This window comes from Bradyrhizobium diazoefficiens USDA 110 (assembly GCF_000011365.1).
In the GTDB taxonomy this organism is placed as follows: domain Bacteria; phylum Pseudomonadota; class Alphaproteobacteria; order Rhizobiales; family Xanthobacteraceae; genus Bradyrhizobium; species Bradyrhizobium diazoefficiens.
Genome location: NC_004463.1, coordinates 4,783,573 through 4,806,248, shown reverse-complemented (window position 1 = coordinate 4,806,248; position 22,676 = coordinate 4,783,573). Strand labels below are relative to the sequence as shown.

The window sequence follows — 22,676 nt, the reverse complement described above, 5'->3', positions numbered from 1 at the left end:
CCGCGCCTGCTCCATTGACTTTGGCCAATTCCCGCCTATGTTCCGGGGCGACGCAGCTCGGATCGAAGAGCGATTCCTGAGCCTTGCGCTTTGTTCGCGTGAGTCAGCACCCCCAGCTTCCTAGAGAGCGCGCCGTTTCGGGGTGGAACGCGACCAGCCTTATTACCCTCGATTCCGAACGGCGGTTTCGACCAGAGGCTCAATGTCCTTTTCAAATCTCGGACTATCCGAAAAAGTCCTCGCCGCAGTGGCGGCCACCGGTTACACCACCCCCACCCCCATTCAGGAACAGGCGATCCCTCACGTCCTCGCACGCAAGGACGTCCTCGGCATCGCCCAGACCGGCACCGGCAAGACCGCGGCCTTCGTGCTGCCGATGCTCACCATCCTCGAAAAGGGCAGAGCCCGGGCGCGCATGCCGCGCACCCTGATCCTGGAGCCGACCCGCGAGCTCGCGGCACAGGTCAAAGAGAATTTTGATCGCTACGGCGCCGGCCAGAAGCTCAACGTCGCCCTGCTGATCGGCGGCGTCTCGTTCGGCGACCAGGATGCCAAGCTGACGCGCGGTGTCGACGTGCTGATCGCAACCCCGGGCCGCCTGCTCGACCACACCGAGCGCGGCGGCCTGCTGCTCACCGGCGTCGAGTTGCTCGTCATCGACGAAGCCGACCGCATGCTGGACATGGGCTTCATTCCCGACATCGAGCGCATCTGCAAGCTCGTCCCGTTCACGCGGCAGACCCTGTTCTTCACCGCGACCATGCCGCCGGAAATCCGGCGCATCACCGAGACCTTCCTGCACAACCCGCAGAAGGTTGAAGTCTCCAAGCCCGCCACCACCGCCGTCACCGTCACGCAGTCCCAGGTCCCGGCCGGGAAAAAGGCGCATGAAAAGCGCGAACTGCTCCGCCGCCTGCTGCGCGAGGCGAAGGATCTCAAGAACGCGATCATCTTCTGCAATCGCAAACGCGAAGTCGCGATCGTTCACAAATCGCTCCAGAAGCACGGCTTCAGCGTCGGCGCGCTACACGGCGACATGGACCAGCCGGCCCGCATGGCCGCACTCGAGCAGTTCCGCAAGGGTGAGCTGCCGTTGCTGGTCGCCTCCGACGTCGCGGCCCGCGGCCTCGACATCCCCGAGGTCAGCCACGTCTTCAATTTCGACGTCCCTCATCATCCCGACGACTACGTCCATCGCGTCGGCCGCACCGGCCGCGCCGGCCGCAGTGGTACGGCGATCTCGATCGTCACGCCGCTCGACCAGAAGTCGATGGTTGCGATCGAGAAGCTGATCGGCCAGAGCATTCCGCGCGCTGAAGGCGACTACGAAGTCCACGCAGAAGCCGGCGATGCGACCGACCGTCCGCGCGAGCAGCGCGGCCGCGAACGTTCACGCGGCGGACGCGGCAAGCCGCAACGCGGCCGCGACCGTGAGCGCAGCCACGAGCCGCGCGAGGCGCGGCCTTCAGCCGAAGCACGCCCCGCCCCCGAGGCGAGGCCCGCACGCGAGCCGAGACCTCCGCGCGAAGCCAGGCCATCACCCGAGCCGCGTCACGGCTCGCGCCCGCAGGCCAATGCGTCGCATGTGCCGTCGATCGGCCGTCCCGAACCGCGCCGCCAGCGCGAGGCCGACACCGAGCCGGGCGATCATTCCCACCTTCCGGCGTTTCTGTTGCGCCCGGTCCGCTCCCCCGCCGGCGCCTGAAGCGCGACGCGTTTCAGGCTGGTTGAGACAGAGCGCCGCACACGTTTTCAGGCGCATTCGTGAACGTATATTTACGGGTCGTTCACGATCGTCCGTTAGCCTACGAACATAATTTAAGCATTGCTGCGGTCGACGATGCATTGGCCGCCGTGGGGTATGTTCCGTGGTCAAGGTGCTTGACGAACACGAACGCACGATGGCGTTCGCCGAGGTGGCGCTCGGTCAGATCCGATCGCTTCGGCAGACGGCAATTCCCCGCAATTACGAGATCTGGTACGTCTACGCGACCGGCTACAACGCACCGCTCAACAAGATCATCAACGAGACGCTGGCCCGCCACGGCAAGCTGACCGAAGCCGATCTCGAGCAGATCTACGAGACCTATCTCTCCCACATCAAGACCACCGACCGCATCGACAAGGTCGGTGCGCGCGTCATCGGCGAGATCGATGACGTGATGAAGGTTCTCGGCGATGCGCTCGGCATGACCGGCTCCTACGACGCCAGCCTGTCGGGCGCGACAGAACGGCTGTCGTCGGCCAAGAGCCGCGAGCAGATCAAGGCGATCGTCGAGACGCTGGTGCGCTCGACCAGCGAGATGCGTGAGACCAACAAGGCGCTGGAAGACCGGCTGACGCTGTCCAGGAACGAGATCAGCAATCTCCAGCAGAGCCTGGAGGCGATCCGTGCCGAGAGCCTGACCGACCCGCTCACGGGCCTCGGCAACCGCAAATATTTCGATCGCATGATCGGCATGGCCGTTCAGAGTGCGCTCGCATCGGGCGAGCCGCTGTCACTGCTGCTGTTCGACATCGACCACTTCAAGTCGTTCAACGATTCCTACGGCCATCTCACCGGCGACCAGGTGCTGCGCCTGGTCGGCCTGTCCATGAAGCAGACCATCAAGGGCCAGGACATCACCGCGCGCTACGGCGGCGAGGAGTTCGCCGTCCTGCTGCCCAACACGGCGCTGCGCCAGGCCCTCACGGTCGCCGATCACATCCGCCGCGCCGTGATGGCGAAGGAGTTGAAGAAGAAGTCCACCGGCGAGATTCTCGGCCGCGTCACCATCTCCGTCGGCGTCTCCATGCTCAAGCCGGGCGACGACACCGACGCGCTGATCGAACGCGCCGATGCCTGCCTCTACGCCGCCAAGCGCAACGGCCGCAACCGCGTGATCTGCGAAGCGGATCCGGAATTTGCCGTTGAGACGCACAGCCGGGTGGCGTGACGGAAGCACCGCGCCGAACCGCGCGCGCTTGACATTCTTTCCTGACGGGCGACATCTTCCGCGCTGGCTCAACGCGCCTGACGCGAGGACATGTCGTCTTGCCCAACCCTCATGATTTCCACACGCCGCAACCGTCCTACACCAGGGAGGAGCTGCTGAGGTCGAGCGAAGGCGGCTATTTCGGTCCCGGCAATGCGCAATTGCCGGCACCGCCGATGCTGATGATGGACCGCATCTCCGAGATTAGCCTGGACGGCGGCGAGTTCGGCAAGGGCCATATCGTCGGCGAGCTCGACATTGTACCGGGCCATTGGTTCTTCGACTGCCACTTTCGCGGCGATCCGCTGATGCCGTCCTCTCTCGGGCTCGACGCCATGTGGCAGATGATCGGCTATTGGCTCGGCTGGTCGGGCTCACCGGGCAAAGGCCGCGCCATCGGCGTCGGCGAGGTGGAATGTACGGGCGAGATCACACCGACCGTGCAACGCGTGCGCTACGAGGTCGCCATGCGCATGGTCCGGCGCGGCAAGCTGGTGCTCGGAATTGCCGATGGCCGGGTGCTTGCCGACGGCGCCTGCGTCTTCACAGCCAAGGACATGCGGGTAGGCCTGACCAAGGCGGTGGAGTGAAGTCCTGTAGGGGTGGGCAAAGGCGCGCAGCGCCGTGCCCACCATGTCTCTCCGCACCAGCACCTCAACGGTGGGCACGCTTCGCTTTGCCTACCCTACGAACCGCTTTCTTGGCTGGCCGCTTCCTCGCAACGGGCTTCTTCGGCGCGACCTTCTTCGACGCCTTCTTGCCCTTGGGCCGCTGCTTCACCTTGGCGCGCTGGGCGGCGGCGAGCGCCGCCCTCGCCCATTGCGCAAGCTCCTGGGAATCGTCGAACAAGCGCGCGGGCAGCTCCCAGTAGGAGTTGACCGTCACGGTCTTGGCGCGGGTCGAGTACTGGAACGGCTTTGAGCCTTCTGTCTCGAAGTCCGGGATGGTCAATTCGTCGGCACGCAGGAACAGGCCCGCGCGCAGGGCGAGCGCGAAGTTGGTACCGTCGGCGGAGATGCCGTAGCCGGAGAACATCTTGCGGATGGTGACGGGGCCGAAATCGGCGAACAGGTCGATCAGGAATTCGCGGTCCATGGCCCCCCTCTCCTCATCGTCGTCCTGGCGAAAGCCAGGACCCATTACCCAAGGAGGAGTTTAGCGAAGACTCGAAGTCACGCTACGCGGCACCGGCACTTCCCACAATCGAGAGATCACGCGGTATGGGTCCTGGCTTTCGCCAGGACGACGGCGGAGTGAAACGGGAGAGCCGGGCCTACCCGTCGATCTTCGCCGGCCGCAGCTCGACCGATTCGCCGCAGCCGCAGGCGGAGACCTGGTTGGGGTTGTTGAAGACGAACTGGGCCTGCATCTTGTCGGCCTTGTAGTCCATCTCGGTGCCCGAGCAGGAACAGCACGGCCTTGGGATCGACCAGGATCTTGACGCCCTTGTCCTCGACGACCTCGTCGGTCGGGCGGACATCATGGGCGTACTCGACGGTGTAGGACTGGCCGGCGCAGCCGCCGTTCTTCACACCGACGCGCAGGCCGACGATCTCGGAATCGGCGCGCTGGGTCAGCTCGCTGATGCGCTGGGCGGCGGCATCCGTCAGCCGCATCACCTGCGGGCGCGGCCGCCGCGGCTTCGGAGTGGAGGATGCTGGTGTTGCCTGTGTCATGTCAGTGATGTGGTCCGTTGCGGAGCAAATTCAATGCCAGGAATGAAAAGCAGAACGTACGCGTCACCACATGTTGAGCACGAGGCGGGCCTCGTCGCTCATGCGTTCGGGCGTCCACGGCGGCTCCCAGACGACCTTGACGTCGACCACGCCCACGCCGGGGACGCTGGCGACCGCATTTTCGACCATGGTCGGCAACTCGCCGGCGGCCGGGCAGTTCGGCGTCGTCAGGGTCATCTGCACGTCGACGGAACGGTCGTCCTTGATCTCGACCTTGTAGATCAGGCCGAGCTCGTAGATGTCGGCCGGAATCTCCGGATCGAACACGGTCTTGAGGCCCGCGATGATCTCGGTGGTCAGCCGCTCGGTTTCCTCCGGCGGCAGCGCCGACCGGGTTTCCATCGGATTGGCTTTGATTTCGGCCGTGTCACTCATGCGAACAAATCCCGCGCCTTCAAAAGCGCCTGTGCCAGATGATCGACTTCTTCCCGCGTATTATACATGCCGAATGAGGCCCGGCATGTGGCCGTCACGTTGAACCGCTCTAAAAGCGGCATCACGCAATGGGTGCCGGCGCGCACCGCGATGCCCTGGCGGTCGATCACGGTGGCGACGTCATGGGCATGAGCGCCCTTGAGCTCGAAGGAGATCACCGGGCCCTTGCCGCGGGCGGTGCCGATCAGCCGCAGCGAGTTGATCTCGCGCAGCTTCTCCTGGGCGTAGGTGACGAGATCGTGCTCGTGCGCGGCGATGCGCTCCTTGCCGATCGAATTGACGTAGTCGATCGCGGCGCCAAGGCCGACGGCCTCGACGATCGCGGGTGTGCCGGCCTCGAACTTGTGCGGGGGATCGCCGTAGGTGACGACATCGCGCGAGACCTCGCGGATCATCTCGCCGCCGCCGTTATAGGGGCGCATCGCGACGAGATGGTCGTACTTGGCCCAGAGCACGCCGATGCCGGTCGGGCCGTAGACCTTGTGGCCGGTGAAGACGTAGAAGTCGCAGCCGAGATCCTGGACATCGACGGGCATATGCACCGCGCCCTGGCTGCCGTCGACCAGCACGGGGATGCCGCGGGCGTGGGCGATCTTCACGACGTCCTTGATCGGGACGATGGTACCGAGCGCGTTCGACATCTGCGTGATCGCAACCAGCTTGGTCTTCGCCGTCAGGAGCTTCTCGAACTCCTCGATGAGGAAATTGCCCTCGTCGTCGACCGGCGACCATTTGATCACCGCGCCCTGTCTTTCCCTGAGGAAATGCCAGGGCACGATGTTGGAGTGGTGCTCCATGATCGAGATGACGATCTCGTCGCCCTCTTTGATGTTCGGCCCGCCCCAGGACGAGGCGACCAGGTTGATGGCCTCCGTCGCGTTGCGGGTGAAGATCACCTCTTCGGTGCGGCCGGCGTTGATGAACTGCGCGACCTTGGTGCGGCCGCCCTCATAGGCTTCGGTCGCGGCGTTGGCGAGGTAATGCAGGCCGCGATGCACGTTGGCGTATTCGCTCGTATAGGCCTGCGTCATGCGGTCGAGCACGACTTGCGGCTTCTGCGCGGAGGCGGCGTTGTCGAGATAGACCAGCGGTTTGCCGTAGACCTGCATGGCCAGCGCCGGGAAATCCTGGCGGACGCGGGCGACGTCGTAGGAGCCGTTCCTGACTGCCGGATGCGTGCTCATGACCGCCGCTCCAGCCAGCGCTCGGCAATGCCGATCACGTGCTCGCGCAAGCCGTCATCGGCGATCTGCTCGATCGCCTCGCCCACGAAGGCCTGGATCAGCAGCGCCTGGGCCTGCTTCTCAGGCAGGCCGCGCGCCTTCAGATAGAACAGCAGGCTGTCGTCCAGCGCGCCGGCGGTGGCGCCGTGGCCGCAGGAGACGTCGTCGGCAAAGATCTCGAGCTCGGGCTTGTTGTCGGCCTCGGCTTCGTCCGAGAGCAGCAGCGCCCGCGTCATCATCTTGCCGTCGGTCTTCTGCGCGTCGGGACGGACGATGATGCGGCCCTGGAACACCGAATGGGCGCGGTCGTCGATCACGGCGCGGAAGATCTCGCGGCTGACGCAATTCGGCACGGCATGGTCCACCACCAGCGTGGTGTCGCCATGCTCGGTCTTCTGCAACAGGTTCACGCCATTGATCGCGAGATCGCTGCCCTCGCCCGCCAGCGTGATGAAGCCCTGGAGGCGGCTGACGGCGGCGCCGCTGGTCATGTTGAAGAAATTGACCTTGGTGTTGGCGCCGACGGTGACGAATTGCGAGGTGATGTTCACCGCGTCAGGCGCGTCGTCCATCAGGCGGATATGCGCGACGTCGGCGTTGTCGCCGATCGTCACGATCACGGCGTCGCTGACCTGGTAGGCCTTTGCACCGGCCGCAACGAAGCTTTCGATGATGGTGGCGCGCGCGCCATTCCCGACCGCGACCTGCGAGCGGGTGAAGGCCGAAGCGGAAGCCGCGGTCGCGATATGAATGATCTGGATCGGCGCGGACAGCTGCGCGCCATCGGCAATTGACAGCACGACGCCGTCGGTCGCCAGCGCCGCGTTCAGCGCGATCACGGCGTCGGTGGACGCCGTCATCAGGAGAGCGGCATCCTTCTCCAGCGTCTCCCGGAGCGTCTTGAAGCCTACCTCGGAGGCAAGCGCCTTGACGTCGGAAAGGTCGGCCGCGAACACGCCATCGACCAGCACCAGCTTGCGCGCGCCTTCGATCGCGTGCGCCTTCACGGCGTCCGCAGCGCGCTTCAGCGCGGCCGTATCGGGCGCAGCCGCAAGCGGCAGCACCTCGCCGACCAGCGCGCGCAGGTCGGTGTATTTCCATTCCTCGATCCGGCGGTGCGGCAGGCCGAGACGCTCATAGGTCTCGAACGCCTCGCGGCGCACTGCTACGACCGCCGGCGAACCCGGCAGCCGGCCTTCGGCGCTGGCGAAGAGATCGCTCACCGCGCGGCCGTTTCCGGTCTTTGCCACAGCAACGTTCATCTCCAACAATCCTTACGCGTCCTCGAACTGGGCGTAGCCGGAATCTTCCAGCTCCAGCGCCAGCTCCTTGCCGCCGCTCTTCACGACGCGGCCCTTCGACATCACGTGCACGAAATCAGGCACGATGTAGTTCAGCAGCCGCTGATAATGGGTGATGACGACCATCGCGCGCTTGGGCGCGCGCAGCGCGTTGACGCCGTCGGCCGCAATCCGCAGCGCGTCGATGTCGAGGCCGGAATCCATCTCGTCGAGAATGCACAGGCTCGGCTCGAACAGCGCCATCTGAAGCACCTCGTTGCGCTTCTTCTCGCCGCCGGAGAAGCCGACATTGACGCCGCGCTTGAGCATGTCCTGCGGGATGTTCAGCGACTTCGAGACTTCGCGGACCTTCTTCAGGAAGTCCGGGGTCGAATATTCGCTCTCGCCGCGCGCCTTGCGCTGCGCGTTCAGCGCGGTGCGCAGGAATGTCATGGTGGCGACGCCGGGGATTTCCACCGGATACTGGAACGCCAAAAACACGCCCTTCGCGGCGCGCTCGTCCGGGGCCATCTCCAGCAGGTCCTCGCCCTTGAACAGGATCTGGCCGCCGGTGACTTCATAACCGGGCTTGCCGGCGATGACGTGGGAGAGCGTCGACTTGCCGGAGCCGTTCGGCCCCATGATCGCGTGCACCTCGCCTTCGTTCACGGTCAGCGTCAGCCCGTGGAGGATCTCACGCTCCTCGACACGAACCTGCAGGTCTTTCACTTCAAGCAAAGCCATTTTGGTGTCCAGTCTATTCAAATGATGCATGGAGCGCCGAAGCGCACCGCGAGGGTCGGTGTTAACCGACCGACCCTTCAAGCGAGATCGAGATCAGCTTCTGCGCTTCCACCGCGAACTCCATCGGGAGCTGCTGGAGCACGTCCTTGACGAAGCCGTTGACGACGAGGCCGACGGCTTCCTCCTGCGAAAGGCCGCGCTGGATGCAGTAGAACAGCACGTCCTCGGAGATCTTCGAGGTCGTCGCTTCGTGCTCGAACGTCGCCGAGGAGTTCTTCGCCTCGATATACGGCACGGTGTGCGCGCCGCATTTGTCGCCGATCAGCAGCGAATCGCAGGCGGTGAAGTTGCGCGCGCCGGTCGCTTTGCGATGCGCCGTCACGAGGCCGCGATAGGTGTTCTGCGATTTGCCCGCCGCGATGCCCTTGGAGATGATGCGGCTCGACGTGTTCTTGCCGAGATGGATCATCTTGGTGCCCGAATCGACCTGCTGGAAGCCGTTCGAGATCGCGATCGAGTAGAACTCGCCGCTGGAATTGTCGCCGCGCAGGATGCAGCTCGGATACTTCCAGGTGATGGCGGAGCCGGTCTCGACCTGGGTCCAGGAAATCTTGGAGCGATCGCCGCGGCAGTCGCCACGCTTGGTGACGAAATTGTAGATGCCGCCCTTGCCTTCCGAATTGCCGGGATACCAGTTCTGCACCGTCGAATATTTGATCTCGGCGTCGTCATGCGCGACGAGCTCGACCACGGCGGCGTGCAGCTGGTTCTCGTCGCGCTGCGGCGCGGTGCAGCCTTCGAGATAGGACACGTAAGAGCCCTTGTCCGCGATGATCAGCGTGCGCTCGAACTGGCCGGTGTTGCGCTCGTTGATGCGGAAATAGGTCGACAGCTCCATCGGGCAGCGCACGCCCGGCGGCACGTAGACAAACGAGCCGTCGGAGAACACCGCTGAGTTCAGCGTCGCGTAGAAATTGTCGGAGGTCGGAACCACCGAGCCCAGATACTTCTGCACCAGTTCGGGATGCTCGCGGATGGCCTCCGAGATCGGCATGAAGATCACGCCGGCCTTCTTCAGCTCCGCCTTGAAGGTGGTAGCAACCGAGACCGAGTCGAACACCGCATCGACCGCGATCTTGCGCCGGGCCGGGTCTTCCTCGCCCACCTTCGGCTCGACGCCTTCGAGCATGGCGACTTCCCGCAGGGGAATGCCGAGCTTCTCGTAGGTCTTCAGGATCTCCGGATCGATCTCGTCGAGCGAGGTGATCGACTTCTTCGGCTTCGGCGCCGAATAGTAATAGAGGTCCTGGAAATCGATCTTGGGATAGTCGACGCGCGCCCAGGTCGGCTCGGTCATGGTCAGCCAGCGCCGATAGGCCTCGAGCCGCCACTGGAGCATCCAGGCGGGTTCGTTCTTCTTTTCGGAGATGAACTTGACGGTCTCTTCCGACAATCCCTTGGGGGCCTTGTCGGACTCGATCAGGGTCTCAAACCCATAACGATACTGATCGACGTCGATGCGCTTCACGCGCTCGACCGTCTCTTGCACGGCTGGCATTCTATCCTCCGCTCGCGGTTTCAAGGACCGCGGTGGATCAAACTCGGACGAGTATTACGATGTTTTCTGGCCGAAAGCACGCGCTTAGAACCGTTCAAGCCGTGTTTCGTCGCTTAGTCTCTAAGTAGGGTATTACCGAGCTTTCGCCAAGCCTCTAACGCCCTATTGATGTCGTCCGGTTCTGTAGACCAGCCCAGACTGAGGCGCACCGCTCCCTGGGCCACGGCTGGATCGAATCCCATGGCGGACAGCACGTGGGACGGCTGGACCTTGCCCGAGGAACAGGCGGAGCCGGAGGAAACAGCGATGCCTTCGAGGTCGAAGCCGATCACCGCGGTTTCGGCCTTCAGGCCGGGGGCGGTGAACAGGATGGTATTTGGCAACCGCTCGGTGTCGTCAGAGAAGATCGTCGCTCCAGCGATCGCCCGGATGCCATTTTCCAAGCGATCTCTGAGGCTTGCCATCCGCTTTGCATCCTCCGGAAAAGCCTGAAGCGCGACCTTCACGGCCGCGCCGAAGCCGGCAATGCCCGCGACATTCTCGGTTCCCGCGCGCCGGTTCAGCTCCTGCCCGCCGCCGCGCAGCACCGGCTCCAGGCCCGCGAGCCCTTCGGCCACGACCAGCGCCCCGATGCCCTTGGGACCGCCGATCTTGTGTGCAGAAAACGTCGCAAGGTCCGCACCTACCGCATTAATATTGAACGGAATTTTGCCCAGCGCCTGGATCGCGTCGATATGCAGGAGGCCCCCGGCCTCATGAACGATCCGGGCGGCTTCCGCGACCGGCTGGAGCGCGCCGGTCTCGTTGTTGGCCGCCATGATGGAGACCAGGGCCGGCGGGCCGTCCTTCAGCAGCGCCCTGAGGTGGTCGAGATCGACCACGCCGGCGCGGGTCACCCTGATATGACCGACCTTGTCCGCCGGGAACCGGCCACCCGCCAGCACCGAGGCATGCTCAACGGCGGAGACCAGAAGCCGCTCGACAGGGCCGCCGGATGGCCCCCGCAGACCGGGCGACAGCGCCAGCGCATTGGCCTCGGTTCCGGCGGAGGTGAAGATGACGTTCCGCGGCAACGCCCCCACCGCCGCGGCAAGCGTGACGCGAGCCTCCTCGACCAGCCGCCGCGCCTGTCGCCCCTCGGCATGAACCGAGGACGGATTGCCGATCAGGTCGAAGGCAGCGACCATCGCCGCCCGCGCCTCGGGGCGCAGCGGCGTGGTCGCATTCCAGTCGAGATAGACGCGGCTTGGCATGGCGCCCTCTTAGCACCTTTTATCATCGCGCCAATCGCGAGCCGTCGCAGATCAGGCCGGCTGTTGCCGCGCAATCCCCGCCGCGGAACGGGACTCCATTCGCAATCCGAACAGCGGCCGTAGCCAGGCGATCCGGCGCGCGATCTCGTAGCTGACCAAACACGTGAGCGCGGTACCGGCAATCACGATCACGGCCTCGCTTCCGGCTGACAGCCCGCTGTCCCGCAGCGCGTGCGCAATCACGATAATCGCGGTCTGATGTACGATGTAATAGGGAAAGATCGCATCGGTCAGATAGCGGCGCACGGGGCTGTCGGCCGTCAAATGGCGTCGGGCAAAGCCGAGCACCGCCGCCATCGCCAGCCATTGGTAGCAGCCATAGACCGAGCCGGCGAACCAGCTCAGCATCGGCGACCGCGGGAACAAGCCGGCATAAACGAGGGCGGAGGCGGCGAAGCAGGCGGCTGCAAGCGTCAGCGCCACCCACCGTTGCCGCTCGATGTCGCGCCAGATGCTGTTCTCGCGCGCGAGCAGGAAGCCGATCAGAAACGCGGTCGCATAGTCTGCGTGATTGTACCAGTCGCCGAACAGCGCATGGGTCGACGGGAAGATTGGCGAGAGAAACAGCCGCCAAGCTGCAAACAGCAGGCACGGCAGCAACAGCAGCCATGGTCCGGCGAGCGCGGCCGCCACCCTCTCGCCGATCCAATCCGCGGCTGCCGGCCACAACGCCAGCACGCCGACCAAGACCATGGTGTAGATCCAGAGATAGACCAAGAACCAGAGATGGTTCCAGGTCGGCTGTACGATGCAGGGGTTCGGACAGAATTGCGAGCTGAACGCGAGGTAGTGCCGGATGTAAAAATCGACGAGGCCTTCTGGATAGCCGAGGCTCTCGACGATCTGGAGGTAGGATTGCGGCGGCACGATCACGAGCATGCCGAAGATCAGCGGAATCAAGAGCCGCGCCGACCGCGCGCGGGCGAAGGCGGCGAGCCGGTACTTTCCCAGCATGAAGCGGCTGGCTACCCCGGAGACCAGGAACAGCAACGACAGCCGCCAGGGATTGAGGAACAGCATTACGGGCTCGAGCCAGGTCAGCCGATGCACGCTCTTGATGTGAAATCCCCACGACACGTAGAGCATGCCGACGTGGTAGAAGATCAACAGCCCGAAGGCTAAAATCCGCACCCAATCCAGATCGATGCGCCGTTCCGAGATCGAAATTTGCTGCGGTGTTGACATGGTGTTCTGCTCCTTCACGGGACGACAAACGCGGTTTTCGGGCCATGGCTGACGGCCAAAATGCCCCCGAAACGAAGCGCGTCGAGACGGTTTGGGATCAGGACCGGGCGCGCGGGGACGAGGCGTCGGCGCCCGGGACAAGCGGTTGGCGCGGCGGGATCAGCGGCGGCGATTGGACGATTTTCGGTGCGATCGCGGCCGTCGCGTTCGCCATCGGAATCGTCAATGCACTCTCCGGCGCGCAGGACGCCGCCTGGCGCGGCGACAGCTATGACATTGGCCGGCGACTGTTCTGGGAACTGTCGAGCATCATCGTCATCCTGCTGCTGGTGCCGATCCTGGTGCTGGCCGTCCGGCGCATGCGCCAGCCACGGGGGCTGGCGATACGCATCGGAATCGCTGCGGTCGCCCTGCTCGGCTTCTCGGCCCTCCACATCACCGGAATGGTCTGGGTCCGGAAGCTCGCGCTCTGGCTCGCGGGAAGCGCCTACGACTTCCATTTCTCGCTCGCGGTGATCCTGTACGAGTTCCGCAAGGATGCCGTGACCGCTTCGCTGCTCGGAGCAACACTCTGGCTGATCGAAAGCCGACGAGAGCTGAGGAAGGCCGCGCGCGCGGCGATGTTTATGCCTGCCGCTCCACTGGAGCAGCCGCCCCCCGGTTTGATCTGGCTCCGGGACGGCGCCAGCCGTATTCGCGTCGCACCGCGCGACATCCTGTGGGTCGCCTCCGCCGGCAATTACATCGAATACAGCCTCGCCGACGGCACCCAGCGCCTGATCCGCGGCACGCTCGCCGCGACCGAAAACGACCTCGCCCGCTTCGCCATCGTGCGCGTTCACCGGACAAGGCTCGCCAATCTCGACCGGGTGCGTGGCGTGGAGTTCAAGCCGTCAGGGGATTTCGAGCTCACCTTCGACACCGGGCAGACGCTGGGAGGCAGCCGCCGCTACCGGCCCGCGGTCGCCTCGCTCGGAGACCGCACCGCCTTGTGTGAATCGCCTCCGGAGGCGCCCGACAGCCGATAAACAATCGTGATTCCAATTGGTTGTCGGCGCAATGGCGCTCCTCGTCATCACCTTGTTCGATCCCGACCGCTGTTGGCGTGACATGCGGACGACAGGTTAAGCTCTTGAGCCCATTGCGATATGTCGAAGATGCTTGCTTTTTGACCCACGCCTCATGTTAGAACGCGCGCGTCAGTTCACCGCGCGCCGCTCGCGCATCATCCGAGGGCGCCACCGCTTCCTTCCATTCGCGCTTTCGTCGGCATCACTGTCGATGAGGCCACAATCGGTTGATTGCCAAGGACCGCTTCTCCACGGAATCAACCAAGAGATCATCGATGCCTGAAGTTATTTTCGCCGGCCCCGCCGGCCGTCTCGAAGGCCGCTACCACCCGGCCAAGCAGAAGAACGCGCCGATCGCGATGATCCTGCATCCGCATCCGCAGTTTCACGGCACGATGAACCATCAGATCGTGTACCAGTGCTACTACGCCTTCGCGCACCGCGGCTTTTCGGTGCTGCGCTTCAATTTCCGCGGCGTCGGCCGCAGCCAGGGCTCGTTCGACCACGGCACCGGCGAATTGTCGGATGCGGCGGCAGCGCTCGACTGGGCGCAGACCATCAACCCCGAAGCGCGTGCCTGCTGGGTCGCCGGCTTCTCCTTCGGCGCCTGGATCGGCATGCAACTCCTGATGCGCCGTCCCGAGGTCGAGGGCTTCATCTCGATCGCGCCGCCCGCCAACCTCTACGACTTCTCCTTCCTCGCGCCCTGCCCGTCCTCAGGCCTGATCGTGCATGGCGAGAAGGACGCGGTGGTGCCGCCCAAGGACGTCAACACGCTGGTCGAGAAACTGAAGACGCAGAAGGGCATCGTGATCGACCAGCAGGTCATCCCCGGCGCCAACCACTTCTTCGACGCCAAGCTCGAGCCGCTGATGGAAACCATCACGGCCTATCTGGACATGCGTCTGGCGAACGTGCGCTGAGGCCCCAAATGGGCTCGTTCGTCGCCTTGCTGCGTGCCGTGAATGTCGGCGGCACCGGCAAGCTGCCGATGAGCGAGCTCAAGGCGATGTGTGAGGATCTCGGCTTTGCCGCCGTGCGCACCTATATCGCCAGCGGCAACGTCGTCTTCACCAGCCGCAAATCAGAAGCTGCGATCAAGAGCGCACTCGAACAGCGCCTCCATGCCTACGCCGGTGCGCCGGTTGGCGTGCTTGTGCGCAGCGCCGCCGAAATGGCGCAAGTCGCGACCGATAATCCCTTTCCGAAAGCCGCGCCCAACCGCACGGTTGCGATCTTCCTCGACAAGGCTCCGCCCGCGGATGCGCTGTCCGGGATTCGCGGCCAGAAGAACGAGGAGCTGCGCCTCGGCCGCCGCGAGATCTACGTCCACTATGGCGACGGCATGGGGACATCGAAGCTCGTCATCCCCGCCGCGAAAACCGGCACCGCGCGTAACATGAATACGATCGCGACGCTGGCCAGGATGGCCGCGGAGCTCTAGGCCAGCTTCAGCGCGGCGATCCCTGTCAGCACCAGCACGATACCGGCGATCTTCATTGCACTCAGGGTCTCGCCGAACAGCACCACGCCCATGACGAAGGTGCCGGCAGCACCAATGCCGGTCCAGACCGAATAGGCGACGCCGACCTCGAGCACCTTCAGCGCGCGTCCGAGCAGGAACACGAAGGCCGCGAGCAGCGCGAGCGACGCGATGCTCCAGCCCGGCCGCGTGTAGCCTTCCGCATATTTCATCGAGATCGCCCAGCCGACATCGAGCACGCCGGCGATCACCAGCATGAGCCAGGCCAATGATGGTGACATCGGTGCGGGCTCAGGCCGCGAGCTTGAGCAGGTGCGCGTCGTGGCGCACGAGGAAGGCGCGGAGCAATTGCGGATAGTCCGCTCCGACCGCGCTCCGCACGCTCGGACGCTTCGCCAGCTCAGCTCGCCACGCCCGGACCTTCGGCACATCCGTGAAGATGCCATGCTCGGTCAGCTCATCGAACAGATCGAAATAGCGGAAGACGGGTGCGAACACGGCATCGACAAGGCTGAACGCCTCGCCCGCAAAATACGGACCAGCGCCGAGCGCAGCTTCGACGCGCGCGAACTTGGCCGCCAGCGCCTGACGCTTGCTCTCGAACGTCGCGGGATCGGTCGTCGTCTCCAGCCCCCAGAGATCGCCAAGGATCGCCGAACCGAACTCCATCCAGGCGCGGTGCTCGGCACGGCTCAGCGCATCCGCCGGATGCAGCTTCGCGCCCGCTTGCGTCTCCTCGATGTATTCGCAGATCACGTTGCTCTCGAACAGCGCGACCTCGCCCTTGTCGGTCGTCACCACCAGCACCGGCACCTTGCCGAGCGGCGACAGCTTGAGAAACCAGTCGGGCTTGTTGGCGAGATCGATGTCGACGCGCTCGAACGGCACGCCCTTCTCTTTGAGCGCGATCACCGCGCGCTGCACATAGGGGCAAAGCTTGTGGCTGATCAGTTTGAGCGAAGCGGTCATGGCCAATCCCGGTGGTTGGATGCAACTGCACCCATAATAGATGCATTTGCATCTATCCGTCAAGATCCATGCACTTGCATTAACCGATCTTGTTTTTAAGGCCTGGACCTCAGGGCCGCGCGATCACGCCGCCCGTCATCGGCATCGGCACGCCCGTGGTAGCCGGATAGGACAGCGGCAGGCCCTTCAGCCCACGCGCGGCGAGGAAGCCGAACGCTTGGGCCTCGATGGCGTCGGAGGCCCACCCGAGGGCCTCGGCGGCCTCGACGGTGGCCGACCCCACCCGCTCCCGCAACATCCGCAGCATGGTGAGGTTGCGGGCGCCGCCGCCGCAGACGATCCAGCTCCGCGGCCGCCGCGGCAGCAGCGGGATGATGCGGGCGATCGCCGCCGCGGTGAAAGCTGTCAGCGTCGCGGCGCCGACGGCCGGCGGCACGTCGCCAAGTTTCAGCGCGGCAAAATCGTTACGGTCGAGCGATTTTGGCGGCGGCAGCGCGAAGAACGGTAATTCCAGCGCCCGCGCGATCCAGGCCTCATCCGCCGTGCCGAGCGCGGCGAACTTGCCCTCCGTGTCGAACGCCTGGTTCATGGTGCGGTACATGAAATCGTCGAGCAGCGCGTTGCCGGGCCCGGTATCGCAGGCGATCAACGTGTCGTTGCCGTCGATATAGGTGATGTTCGAGACGCCGCCGATATTGACCACGACGATTGGTCCCTCGCGCTCCAGCGATTGTGCCAGCGCCCGGTGGTAGACCGGCACGAACGGCGCGCCCTGCCCGCCAGCCTCGACGTCGGCGGCGCGGAAGTCGTGCATCACGGGGATATGGATCGCCCTGGCCAGCGCCGGCGCGTCGCCGATCTGCACCGTCAGCCGCTTCTCGGGCCGATGCAGCACGGTCTGGCCGTGGAAGCCGACGATGTCGATGTCCTCCGGCCTCATCCGGTTCTGGGCCACGAAGGCGGCGACGGCTTCGGCATGCGCCTGCGTCACTGCGCGTTCGGCCTCGGCCAGTATCCCCGGCCGGGCATCGCGCCGCGTCAGGTGCACGGCCTCGCTCAGCGCCTGGCGCAGCAGGTTGCGCTCGACCGGGCTGTAGGGCCGGTAGCCGGACGGACCGAACGCCTTCACTTGCTTTCCGTCGGTTTCGATCAGCGCGACATCGACCCCGTCCAGCGAGGTGCCGCTCATCAAACCGAGTGCCGTCAACATCATGGATCAGCGTCCTCAATACCCCCCTCTGGCATGCCGATCTTGTGCCAGAGGGACACATCTTATAATGCCACAGCGCCAAGTGGCGGGCAGCAATCGAGTTCCCACGGAAGACCGTTAAATTGCTCCCGAAACAGTAAACCAAGAATTGTCAGGCACGCCGACAGATGACTGCATTTAAATCGGATTTCCTCAATATCCTGCAGGAACGTGGATTCATCCATCAATGCTCCGATTTCGAGGGGCTGGACGCGCTCGCCGCCAAGGGCGAGGCCACCGCCTATGTCGGCTACGATTGCACCGCCCGCTCGCTGCATATCGGCAACTACCTGACCATGATGATGCTGCACTGGCTCCAGCAGTCCGGCAACAAGCCGATCACCCTGATGGGCGGCGGCACCACCATGGTCGGCGATCCCTCCGGCAAGGACGAGACGCGTGCGATGCGCACCGTCGCCGAGATCGAGGCCAACAAGGAATCGATCCGCGGCGTGTTCGCAAAGGTGCTGCGTTACGGCGACGGCAAGAGCGACGCCGTCATGCTCGACAATGCGGAGTGGCTGACCAAGCTGAACTGGATCGAGATGCTGCGCGACGTCGGCCGGCACTTTTCGGTCAACCGCATGCTGACCATGGACTCCGTCCGGCTGCGCCTCGAGCGCGAGCAGGAGATGAGCTTCATCGAGTTCAACTACATGGTCTGCCAGGCCTACGACTTCGTCGAGCTCGCCAAGCGCACCGGCTGCAAATTGCAGATGGGCGGCTCGGACCAGTGGGGCAACATCATCATGGGCGTCGACCTCGGCCGCCGCATGGGCACGCACCAGTTGTTCGCGCTGACGACGCCGCTGCTGACGACGGCCTCCGGCGCCAAGATGGGCAAGACCGCGCAAGGCGCGGTGTGGCTCAACGCCGACCAGTTCTCGCCGTACGACTTCTGGCAGTACTGGCGCAACACCGAGGACGCCGACGTCGGCAAATTCCTGAAGCTGTTCACGACGCTGCCGATGAGCGAGATCGGCAAGCTCGAGGCGCTCGGCGGCTCGGAGATCAACGAGGCCAAGAAGGTGCTCGCCACCGAGGCGACCGCGCTCTTGCACGGCCGTGACGCAGCGAATGAGGCGGCTGAAACCGCGCGCCGCACCTTCGAGGAAGGCGCGCTCGCCGAAAGTCTGCCAACGGTGGAAATTCCGCGCGGCGAGCTCGACGCCGGCTTCGGCGTGCTCAACGCCTTCGTCAAGGCGGGCCTCGTTGCCTCCAACGGTGAGGCGCGGCGCCAGATCAAGGGCGGCGGCCTGCGCGTCAACGACGAACCCGTCACCGACGACAAGATGGCGCTCTCGGCGGCCCATCTGACGCCTGAGGGCGTGATCAAGCTGTCGTTCGGCAAGAAGAAGCACATCCTCATCAAGCCTGCATAGGCGTATGAGCTTTTCGCTGCTTGTCAGGGCGCGCCGAAGCGCGCTCCCTGACCGGCAATGGATCAGAAGACGCCCAGGGAATCGCGCAAGGATGGCGTCGCGGCGACGCCGGGAGGCGCCGTGCGCGTCGCACTCACCGTGCTCGCACTCTGCTTCACGCTGGCCGTGCTGGGCCGTGGGCTCGGCGACAGTTTTACGGTATTCCTGAAGCCGATCTCGGAAAGCTTTGGCTGGGACCGCGCACAGATCGTCTCGGTCTATTCGCTCACATGGCTCGCGAGCGGTCTCACCGCTCCCTTCGTCGGACGGCTGTTCGACCATTCCGGGCCGCGCATCGTCTATGCGCTCGGACTATCGCTGCTCGGCGCGGCATTCCTGATTGCGGCGCACGCACAGCACCTGTGGCAGTTCCAGCTCTCGATCGGCCTCTGCGTCGGCATCGGCGTCGCCTTCATCGGCATCGTGCCGAACTCGATCCTGCTCGGCCGCTGGTTCGGGCCGCGCCTGCCGACCGCGATGTCGGTGGTGTATTCGGCCATGGGCGGCGGCGTGCTGGCGCTGCTGCCGGCCTCGCAGCTGCTGATCGATCACATCGGCTGGCGCGGCACCTACCAGCTGTTCGGCTTTGCAGCATTGGGCCTGCTGGTGCCGCTGCTGCTGCTGCCGTGGCGGCTGTTCGCCACGGGCTCGCCGCATGTGGTGAAGAGGACCGATCCTGACTTCATCGACAACGGCTGGACGCTTCTCGGCGCGATGCGCCATCACGCCTTCTGGGCGCTGTTCTCGACCTTCTTCTTCACCGCCGTCGGCATGTACGCGATCGCCGCGCAGATCGTGGCCTACCTGATCGACGCAGGCTTCCCGCCGCTCCAGGCCGCGACGGCCTGGGGCTTCTCCGGCGTCGTGCTTGTGTTCGGCATGTTGGGGGTCTCCGCGCTCGACGGACTGATCGGGCGCAGGCCTTCCGTGCTGTTGAGCTACGCGATCTCGATCCTCGGCATCGCCCTGCTCTGGCTGCTGCAATACGTCCCCAACATCCTGGTGCTCAGCGGATTCGTCGTCTGCTTCGGCAGCATGATGGGCTCGCGCGGCCCGCTGATCAGCGCGACCGCGATGCGGATCTTTCAGGGCAAGCGGGTCGGCACGATCTACGGCACCATTTCGATCGGCAGCGGGCTGGGCTCGGCGTTCGGCTCCTGGAGCGGTGGCCTGATCCACGACGCGGCCCACGGCTACAACGCGTTGCTCGCCTTCGCACTTGCGAGCGTGGTGCTCGGGATGATTCCATTCCTGGTTGTCCCCGCCTTGCGGCGGTAGGTATGTCCGAGGTAACCTGCACCCCTCCGCGCCACCGGGAAATTACGGGCTCGCGCGACATGGCCACCCGCGAATAATCCGAACTCGCCGGGCTTTACGGCGTTTTGTCCGACATGACGAAAAAGTCAGCGCGGATTCCGCGCCTACAGCTTGCAGGGTGGAACCGAATGCGATTCAAGTCGCTTGGGAATTGGATGGAAGGGCGCAAATCATGAACTTCAACTATCTCTCTCGCTATCAACCGGCTCTGCTGAGCCTGTTTCGTTTCATCACCGGACTGCTGCTGTTCCAGTACGGCATCGCAAAACTGTTCAAGTTTCCGGCGCTTCCCTACTTCGCCGACATTCCGCCGCTGATCTACGCGGCAGGCACGCTTGAACTGGTGCTCGGCGCGGCCCTGATGCTCGGCCTGTTCACGCGGATCACGGCGTTCATCCTGTCGGGCGAAATGGCCTTCGCCTACTTCATGGGCCACATGCTCAAGACCGGCTCGCCGGTGTTCCTGCCACTGCTCAATGGCGGTACCGCCGCGATCCTGTTCTGCTTCGCCTGCCTCTATCTCTCGGCAGCCGGGGGCGGCTCGATCAGCGTCGATGCCGTCATGGGCAAGGAGAGCGACGCATCCGGCGAGGCCTACGCCCGGCGCTGACGCGCCCGCGGATCAATCCGCAAGCAGGACGGCACCCGCAGATCGCCGGTGCCGTCCTAGCGCGCTCCCAGCACGTTCCAGATGAGAACGAGGGCCGCGACGAGCAGCACGGACATGATGATGCGATGAACGAATCGATTCATTGCAGGTCCTGCCAGGCTCTGTAGCCACCAAAGTCCAAGATCGATTTTTTCCAGCGCATGAACCGGTGCCTCCCGGCGCGTGGCGGTTTGCCTGCACGGTTGCGCACAAGCCTGCGAATGCCGTTCCGCGCGGCAGGCCGCCGCATGCCTCCATTCATGATTGGTAAGAACTTCATGCTACCGATGCGAGCAATAATAACCATTCCGTAGAGGCTGCGATGAAGCTGCTGAGTCATCTGAAGATCCGCACCAAGCTGGCCAGCATGGTCTGCCTCGCGGCGCTCACTGTCACGGCCATCATCGGGGTATCGACCGTTCTCAGCAAGAGCCGCATGATGGAGGACCGCGTCCAGCAGATGCGAACCGCGGTGGAGCTCCTCTACAACTACGCGCAATCGCTCCAGGACGAGGTCGCCGCCGGCAAGCTGACGCAGGCCGAGGCCAAGGCCCTGTTCCACCAGCGCGGCCGTCGCATGAACTTCAATGGCGGCCAGGGCTATCCGGTGGTCTACAATCAGGACACGTCCCTGATGGTGAACGGCGCCAACCAGCAGCTCGAAGGCAAGATCACGGGCGCCAAGGACTCCAATGGCGTGCTGATCGCCGACGCCATCCTCAAGGCTGCCGACCAGGCCGCGCCGGGCGGCGTGACCTCCTATCTCTATCCCCGCCCCGGCCAGACCGAGCCGGTCCGCAAGACCGTGTTCGCGCGCAAGTTCGCGCCCTGGAACGTGACCATCAGCTACGGCCTCTATGTCGACGATATCGATGCCGACGTGCGTGCCTTGACGCTGGAGCTCGCCGTCATCGGCGTCGGCCTGATGCTGCTGATGGCGACACTGTCCTGGCTGATCGCCCGCGACGTGCTCGGCGCGCTCGACCGCCAGAAGAACCGCATGCAGGAGATTTCCGAGGGCGCCATCGACAAGCCGGTCGAGGAGACCGGCCGCGGCGACGAGATCGGTCGCATGGCCGAGACGCTCGAAGTGCTCAGGCAGACCGCGCTCACGGCGCGCAACCTCGAGGCCGAGCAGGTCGCCGCCAAGACCCGCAGCGAGCAGGAGAAGCGCGACGCCCTGATCGCGCTCGCCGACCGCTTCGATGCCTCCGTCGGCCAGCTCGTCGGCCTGATGGCCTCCGGCTCCGGTGAACTCGAGACCACCGCAAAGTCGATGTCGTCCACCGCCGAAGGCACCAACCGCCGCGCCGCCTTGGTCGGCTCGGCCGCCAATGAAGCCAGCCAGCGCGTCCAGACCGTGGCCTCGGCGGCGGAAGAGCTTTCGTCCTCGATCACCGAGATCAGCCGCCAGGTCGCGCAATCGGCCGAGGTCACCGGCCGCGCCGTCGACAACGCCCGCCGCACCGACACCATCGTGCGCGCCCTCTCGGACGGCGCTCAACAGATCGAGCATGTCGCCGAGCTGATCTCCAACATCGCGGCGCAGACCAATCTGCTCGCGCTCAACGCCACCATCGAGGCCGCGCGTGCCGGTGAAGCCGGCCGCGGCTTTGCCGTCGTCGCCTCCGAGGTGAAGTCGCTCGCAAGCCAGACCGCCGAAGCCACCCGCGAGATCGGCGACAAGATCGCCCAGATCCAGGGCGCGACCAAGGAAGCCGTGGATGCCATCGGCGGCATCACCGCCACCATCGAGGAAGTCAGCCGGATCGCCACCTCGATCGGCGCGGCCATCGAGGAGCAAGGCGCCGCCACCGCCGAGATCGCGCGCAGCGTCTCGCAGACCGCGGAGGCCACCAAGGAGGTCACCACCAATATCGGCGGCGTCAGCACCGCGGCGAACGAAACCGGCAACGCCGCCGGCATGGTGCTCGCGGCGGCCAGCAGCCTCTCCAAGCAGGCCGAGCAGCTCTCCGGCGAAGTCGGCACCTTCCTGGCAGGCGTGCGCGCGGCGTAAGCCGTGCGACGTCTGCGTTGGCCTGACCGCGACGATGCATCGACGAATCGAT

At 64.8% G+C, this 22,676-nt stretch carries 22 protein-coding genes and 1 pseudogene; 10 read left to right on the top strand and 13 right to left on the bottom strand.

The window, feature by feature from the left end; genetic code table 11:
* The first annotated feature begins 202 nt into the window (after positions 1-202).
* From BJA_RS21645 to fabA, 3 genes are all read left to right on the top strand, one after another.
* Complete coding sequence (locus tag BJA_RS21645) at positions 203-1,705, top strand: DEAD/DEAH box helicase (protein WP_011087120.1); 1,503 nt, start codon at positions 203-205, stop codon at positions 1,703-1,705.
* A gap of 163 nt (positions 1,706-1,868) precedes the next feature.
* A complete protein-coding gene (locus BJA_RS21640; protein ID WP_011087119.1) occupies positions 1,869-2,936 on the top strand; it encodes a GGDEF domain-containing protein in 1,068 nt (355 codons plus the stop codon).
* A 98-nt stretch (positions 2,937-3,034) separates the two neighbouring features.
* Positions 3,035-3,565: a bifunctional 3-hydroxydecanoyl-ACP dehydratase/trans-2-decenoyl-ACP isomerase gene (fabA, locus tag BJA_RS21635; RefSeq protein WP_011087118.1), complete on the top strand. Its 531-nt coding sequence runs from the start codon at positions 3,035-3,037 to the stop codon at positions 3,563-3,565.
* A gap of 64 nt (positions 3,566-3,629) precedes the next feature.
* Here fabA and BJA_RS21630 read toward each other — a convergent pair whose 3' ends face one another.
* The 9 genes and pseudogenes from BJA_RS21630 to BJA_RS21590 form a co-directional block, all read right to left on the bottom strand.
* Complete coding sequence (locus BJA_RS21630; RefSeq protein WP_028171268.1) at positions 3,630-4,070, bottom strand: TfoX/Sxy family protein; 441 nt, start codon at positions 4,068-4,070, stop codon at positions 3,630-3,632.
* Between the two features lie 178 nt (positions 4,071-4,248).
* Positions 4,249-4,591: pseudogene (locus BJA_RS21625) on the bottom strand (HesB/IscA family protein).
* A gap of 123 nt (positions 4,592-4,714) precedes the next feature.
* Complete coding sequence (locus tag BJA_RS21620) at positions 4,715-5,086, bottom strand: SUF system Fe-S cluster assembly protein (RefSeq protein WP_011087115.1); 372 nt, start codon at positions 5,084-5,086, stop codon at positions 4,715-4,717.
* Entirely contained in the window at positions 5,083-6,330 is a 1,248-nt protein-coding gene (locus BJA_RS21615) for a cysteine desulfurase (protein WP_011087114.1), read from the bottom strand. The genes BJA_RS21620 and BJA_RS21615 overlap by 4 nt, the downstream gene beginning before the upstream one ends.
* The gene (gene sufD, locus BJA_RS21610) at positions 6,327-7,631 is read right to left on the bottom strand and encodes a Fe-S cluster assembly protein SufD (protein ID WP_011087113.1); all 1,305 of its coding nucleotides are present in this window, start codon (positions 7,629-7,631) and stop codon (positions 6,327-6,329) included. The genes BJA_RS21615 and sufD overlap by 4 nt, the downstream gene beginning before the upstream one ends.
* Positions 7,632-7,643: 12 nt before the next feature.
* Positions 7,644-8,393, bottom strand: a complete 750-nt coding sequence (gene sufC, locus BJA_RS21605; protein ID WP_028171266.1) for a Fe-S cluster assembly ATPase SufC — start codon at positions 8,391-8,393, stop codon at positions 7,644-7,646.
* A gap of 61 nt (positions 8,394-8,454) precedes the next feature.
* Positions 8,455-9,951: a Fe-S cluster assembly protein SufB gene (gene sufB / locus BJA_RS21600; protein ID WP_011087111.1), complete on the bottom strand. Its 1,497-nt coding sequence runs from the start codon at positions 9,949-9,951 to the stop codon at positions 8,455-8,457.
* Positions 9,952-10,064: 113 nt separating this feature from the next.
* Positions 10,065-11,204, bottom strand: coding sequence for a cysteine desulfurase family protein (locus BJA_RS21595; protein WP_011087110.1), 1,140 nt, complete (start codon positions 11,202-11,204; stop codon positions 10,065-10,067).
* A gap of 51 nt (positions 11,205-11,255) precedes the next feature.
* Positions 11,256-12,449, bottom strand: a complete 1,194-nt coding sequence (locus BJA_RS21590; RefSeq protein WP_038967105.1) for an acyltransferase family protein — start codon at positions 12,447-12,449, stop codon at positions 11,256-11,258.
* Between the two features lie 44 nt (positions 12,450-12,493).
* Between BJA_RS21590 and BJA_RS21585 the strand changes: the two genes are divergently transcribed.
* From BJA_RS21585 to BJA_RS21575, 3 genes are all read left to right on the top strand, one after another.
* Entirely contained in the window at positions 12,494-13,477 is a 984-nt protein-coding gene (locus tag BJA_RS21585) for a LytTR family DNA-binding domain-containing protein (RefSeq protein WP_162494093.1), read from the top strand.
* Between the two features lie 317 nt (positions 13,478-13,794).
* A complete protein-coding gene (locus BJA_RS21580) occupies positions 13,795-14,442 on the top strand; it encodes an alpha/beta hydrolase (protein ID WP_008143006.1) in 648 nt (215 codons plus the stop codon).
* 8 nt (positions 14,443-14,450) lie between these two features.
* The gene (locus tag BJA_RS21575) at positions 14,451-14,963 is read left to right on the top strand and encodes a DUF1697 domain-containing protein (protein ID WP_011087107.1); all 513 of its coding nucleotides are present in this window, start codon (positions 14,451-14,453) and stop codon (positions 14,961-14,963) included.
* Here the strand turns inward: BJA_RS21575 and BJA_RS21570 are convergent.
* The 3 genes from BJA_RS21570 to BJA_RS21560 form a co-directional block, all read right to left on the bottom strand.
* Positions 14,960-15,283 carry a DMT family transporter gene (locus BJA_RS21570; RefSeq protein ID WP_011087106.1) on the bottom strand — a complete coding sequence of 108 codons (324 nt, stop codon included), beginning with the start codon at positions 15,281-15,283 and terminating at the stop codon, positions 14,960-14,962. The two genes, BJA_RS21575 and BJA_RS21570, sit on opposite strands and share 4 nt — an antisense overlap.
* Positions 15,284-15,293: 10 nt before the next feature.
* On the bottom strand, positions 15,294-15,971 hold the full coding sequence (locus tag BJA_RS21565) for a glutathione S-transferase family protein (RefSeq protein ID WP_011087105.1): 678 nt from the start codon (positions 15,969-15,971) through the stop codon (positions 15,294-15,296).
* Positions 15,972-16,080: 109 nt separating this feature from the next.
* Positions 16,081-17,184: an anhydro-N-acetylmuramic acid kinase gene (locus BJA_RS21560; protein WP_011087104.1), complete on the bottom strand. Its 1,104-nt coding sequence runs from the start codon at positions 17,182-17,184 to the stop codon at positions 16,081-16,083.
* A 164-nt stretch (positions 17,185-17,348) separates the two neighbouring features.
* On the opposite strand from BJA_RS21560, the gene tyrS reads away from it, so the two are divergent.
* The 3 genes from tyrS (at position 17,349) to BJA_RS21545 (ending at position 20,568) form a co-directional block, all read left to right on the top strand.
* The gene (tyrS, locus tag BJA_RS21555) at positions 17,349-18,602 is read left to right on the top strand and encodes a tyrosine--tRNA ligase (RefSeq protein WP_011087103.1); all 1,254 of its coding nucleotides are present in this window, start codon (positions 17,349-17,351) and stop codon (positions 18,600-18,602) included.
* A 57-nt stretch (positions 18,603-18,659) separates the two neighbouring features.
* Positions 18,660-19,919 (top strand): MFS transporter, encoded by a 1,260-nt coding sequence (locus BJA_RS21550; protein ID WP_011087102.1) that lies wholly within the window; start codon positions 18,660-18,662, stop codon positions 19,917-19,919.
* Positions 19,920-20,130: 211 nt separating this feature from the next.
* Positions 20,131-20,568 (top strand): DoxX family protein, encoded by a 438-nt coding sequence (locus BJA_RS21545; protein ID WP_038967103.1) that lies wholly within the window; start codon positions 20,131-20,133, stop codon positions 20,566-20,568.
* 139 nt (positions 20,569-20,707) lie between these two features.
* Here BJA_RS21545 and BJA_RS21540 read toward each other — a convergent pair whose 3' ends face one another.
* Positions 20,708-20,947: a hypothetical protein gene (locus tag BJA_RS21540; protein ID WP_133415017.1), complete on the bottom strand. Its 240-nt coding sequence runs from the start codon at positions 20,945-20,947 to the stop codon at positions 20,708-20,710.
* Here BJA_RS21540 and BJA_RS21535 point away from each other — a divergent pair.
* Positions 20,930-22,624 carry a methyl-accepting chemotaxis protein gene (locus tag BJA_RS21535; RefSeq protein WP_011087100.1) on the top strand — a complete coding sequence of 565 codons (1,695 nt, stop codon included), beginning with the start codon at positions 20,930-20,932 and terminating at the stop codon, positions 22,622-22,624. The genes BJA_RS21540 and BJA_RS21535 overlap by 18 nt on opposite strands.
* Positions 22,625-22,676: the final 52 nt, after the last annotated feature.

What these genes read in the sequence shown, in the direction of transcription:
- BJA_RS21645 (WP_011087120.1), top strand. Translation starts at nt 203, where the DNA reads ATGTCCTTTTCAAATCTCGGACTATCCGAAAAAGTCCTCGCCGCAGTG.
- BJA_RS21630 (WP_028171268.1), bottom strand. Translation starts at nt 4,070, where the DNA reads ATGGACCGCGAATTCCTGATCGACCTGTTCGCCGATTTCGGCCCCGTC.
- BJA_RS21620 (WP_011087115.1), bottom strand. Translation starts at nt 5,086, where the DNA reads ATGAGTGACACGGCCGAAATCAAAGCCAATCCGATGGAAACCCGGTCG.
- BJA_RS21615 (WP_011087114.1), bottom strand. Translation starts at nt 6,330, where the DNA reads ATGAGCACGCATCCGGCAGTCAGGAACGGCTCCTACGACGTCGCCCGC.
- sufD (WP_011087113.1), bottom strand. Translation starts at nt 7,631, where the DNA reads ATGAACGTTGCTGTGGCAAAGACCGGAAACGGCCGCGCGGTGAGCGAT.
- sufC (WP_028171266.1), bottom strand. Translation starts at nt 8,393, where the DNA reads ATGGCTTTGCTTGAAGTGAAAGACCTGCAGGTTCGTGTCGAGGAGCGT.
- sufB (WP_011087111.1), bottom strand. Translation starts at nt 9,951, where the DNA reads ATGCCAGCCGTGCAAGAGACGGTCGAGCGCGTGAAGCGCATCGACGTC.
- BJA_RS21595 (WP_011087110.1), bottom strand. Translation starts at nt 11,204, where the DNA reads ATGCCAAGCCGCGTCTATCTCGACTGGAATGCGACCACGCCGCTGCGC.
- BJA_RS21590 (WP_038967105.1), bottom strand. Translation starts at nt 12,449, where the DNA reads ATGTCAACACCGCAGCAAATTTCGATCTCGGAACGGCGCATCGATCTG.
- BJA_RS21585 (WP_162494093.1), top strand. Translation starts at nt 12,494, where the DNA reads ATGGCTGACGGCCAAAATGCCCCCGAAACGAAGCGCGTCGAGACGGTT.
- BJA_RS21580 (WP_008143006.1), top strand. Translation starts at nt 13,795, where the DNA reads ATGCCTGAAGTTATTTTCGCCGGCCCCGCCGGCCGTCTCGAAGGCCGC.
- BJA_RS21575 (WP_011087107.1), top strand. Translation starts at nt 14,451, where the DNA reads ATGGGCTCGTTCGTCGCCTTGCTGCGTGCCGTGAATGTCGGCGGCACC.
- BJA_RS21570 (WP_011087106.1), bottom strand. Translation starts at nt 15,283, where the DNA reads ATGTCACCATCATTGGCCTGGCTCATGCTGGTGATCGCCGGCGTGCTC.
- BJA_RS21565 (WP_011087105.1), bottom strand. Translation starts at nt 15,971, where the DNA reads ATGACCGCTTCGCTCAAACTGATCAGCCACAAGCTTTGCCCCTATGTG.
- BJA_RS21560 (WP_011087104.1), bottom strand. Translation starts at nt 17,184, where the DNA reads ATGATGTTGACGGCACTCGGTTTGATGAGCGGCACCTCGCTGGACGGG.
- tyrS (WP_011087103.1), top strand. Translation starts at nt 17,349, where the DNA reads ATGACTGCATTTAAATCGGATTTCCTCAATATCCTGCAGGAACGTGGA.
- BJA_RS21550 (WP_011087102.1), top strand. Translation starts at nt 18,660, where the DNA reads ATGGATCAGAAGACGCCCAGGGAATCGCGCAAGGATGGCGTCGCGGCG.
- BJA_RS21545 (WP_038967103.1), top strand. Translation starts at nt 20,131, where the DNA reads ATGAACTTCAACTATCTCTCTCGCTATCAACCGGCTCTGCTGAGCCTG.
- BJA_RS21535 (WP_011087100.1), top strand. Translation starts at nt 20,930, where the DNA reads ATGAAGCTGCTGAGTCATCTGAAGATCCGCACCAAGCTGGCCAGCATG.
- BJA_RS21540 (WP_133415017.1), bottom strand. Translation starts at nt 20,947, where the DNA reads ATGACTCAGCAGCTTCATCGCAGCCTCTACGGAATGGTTATTATTGCT.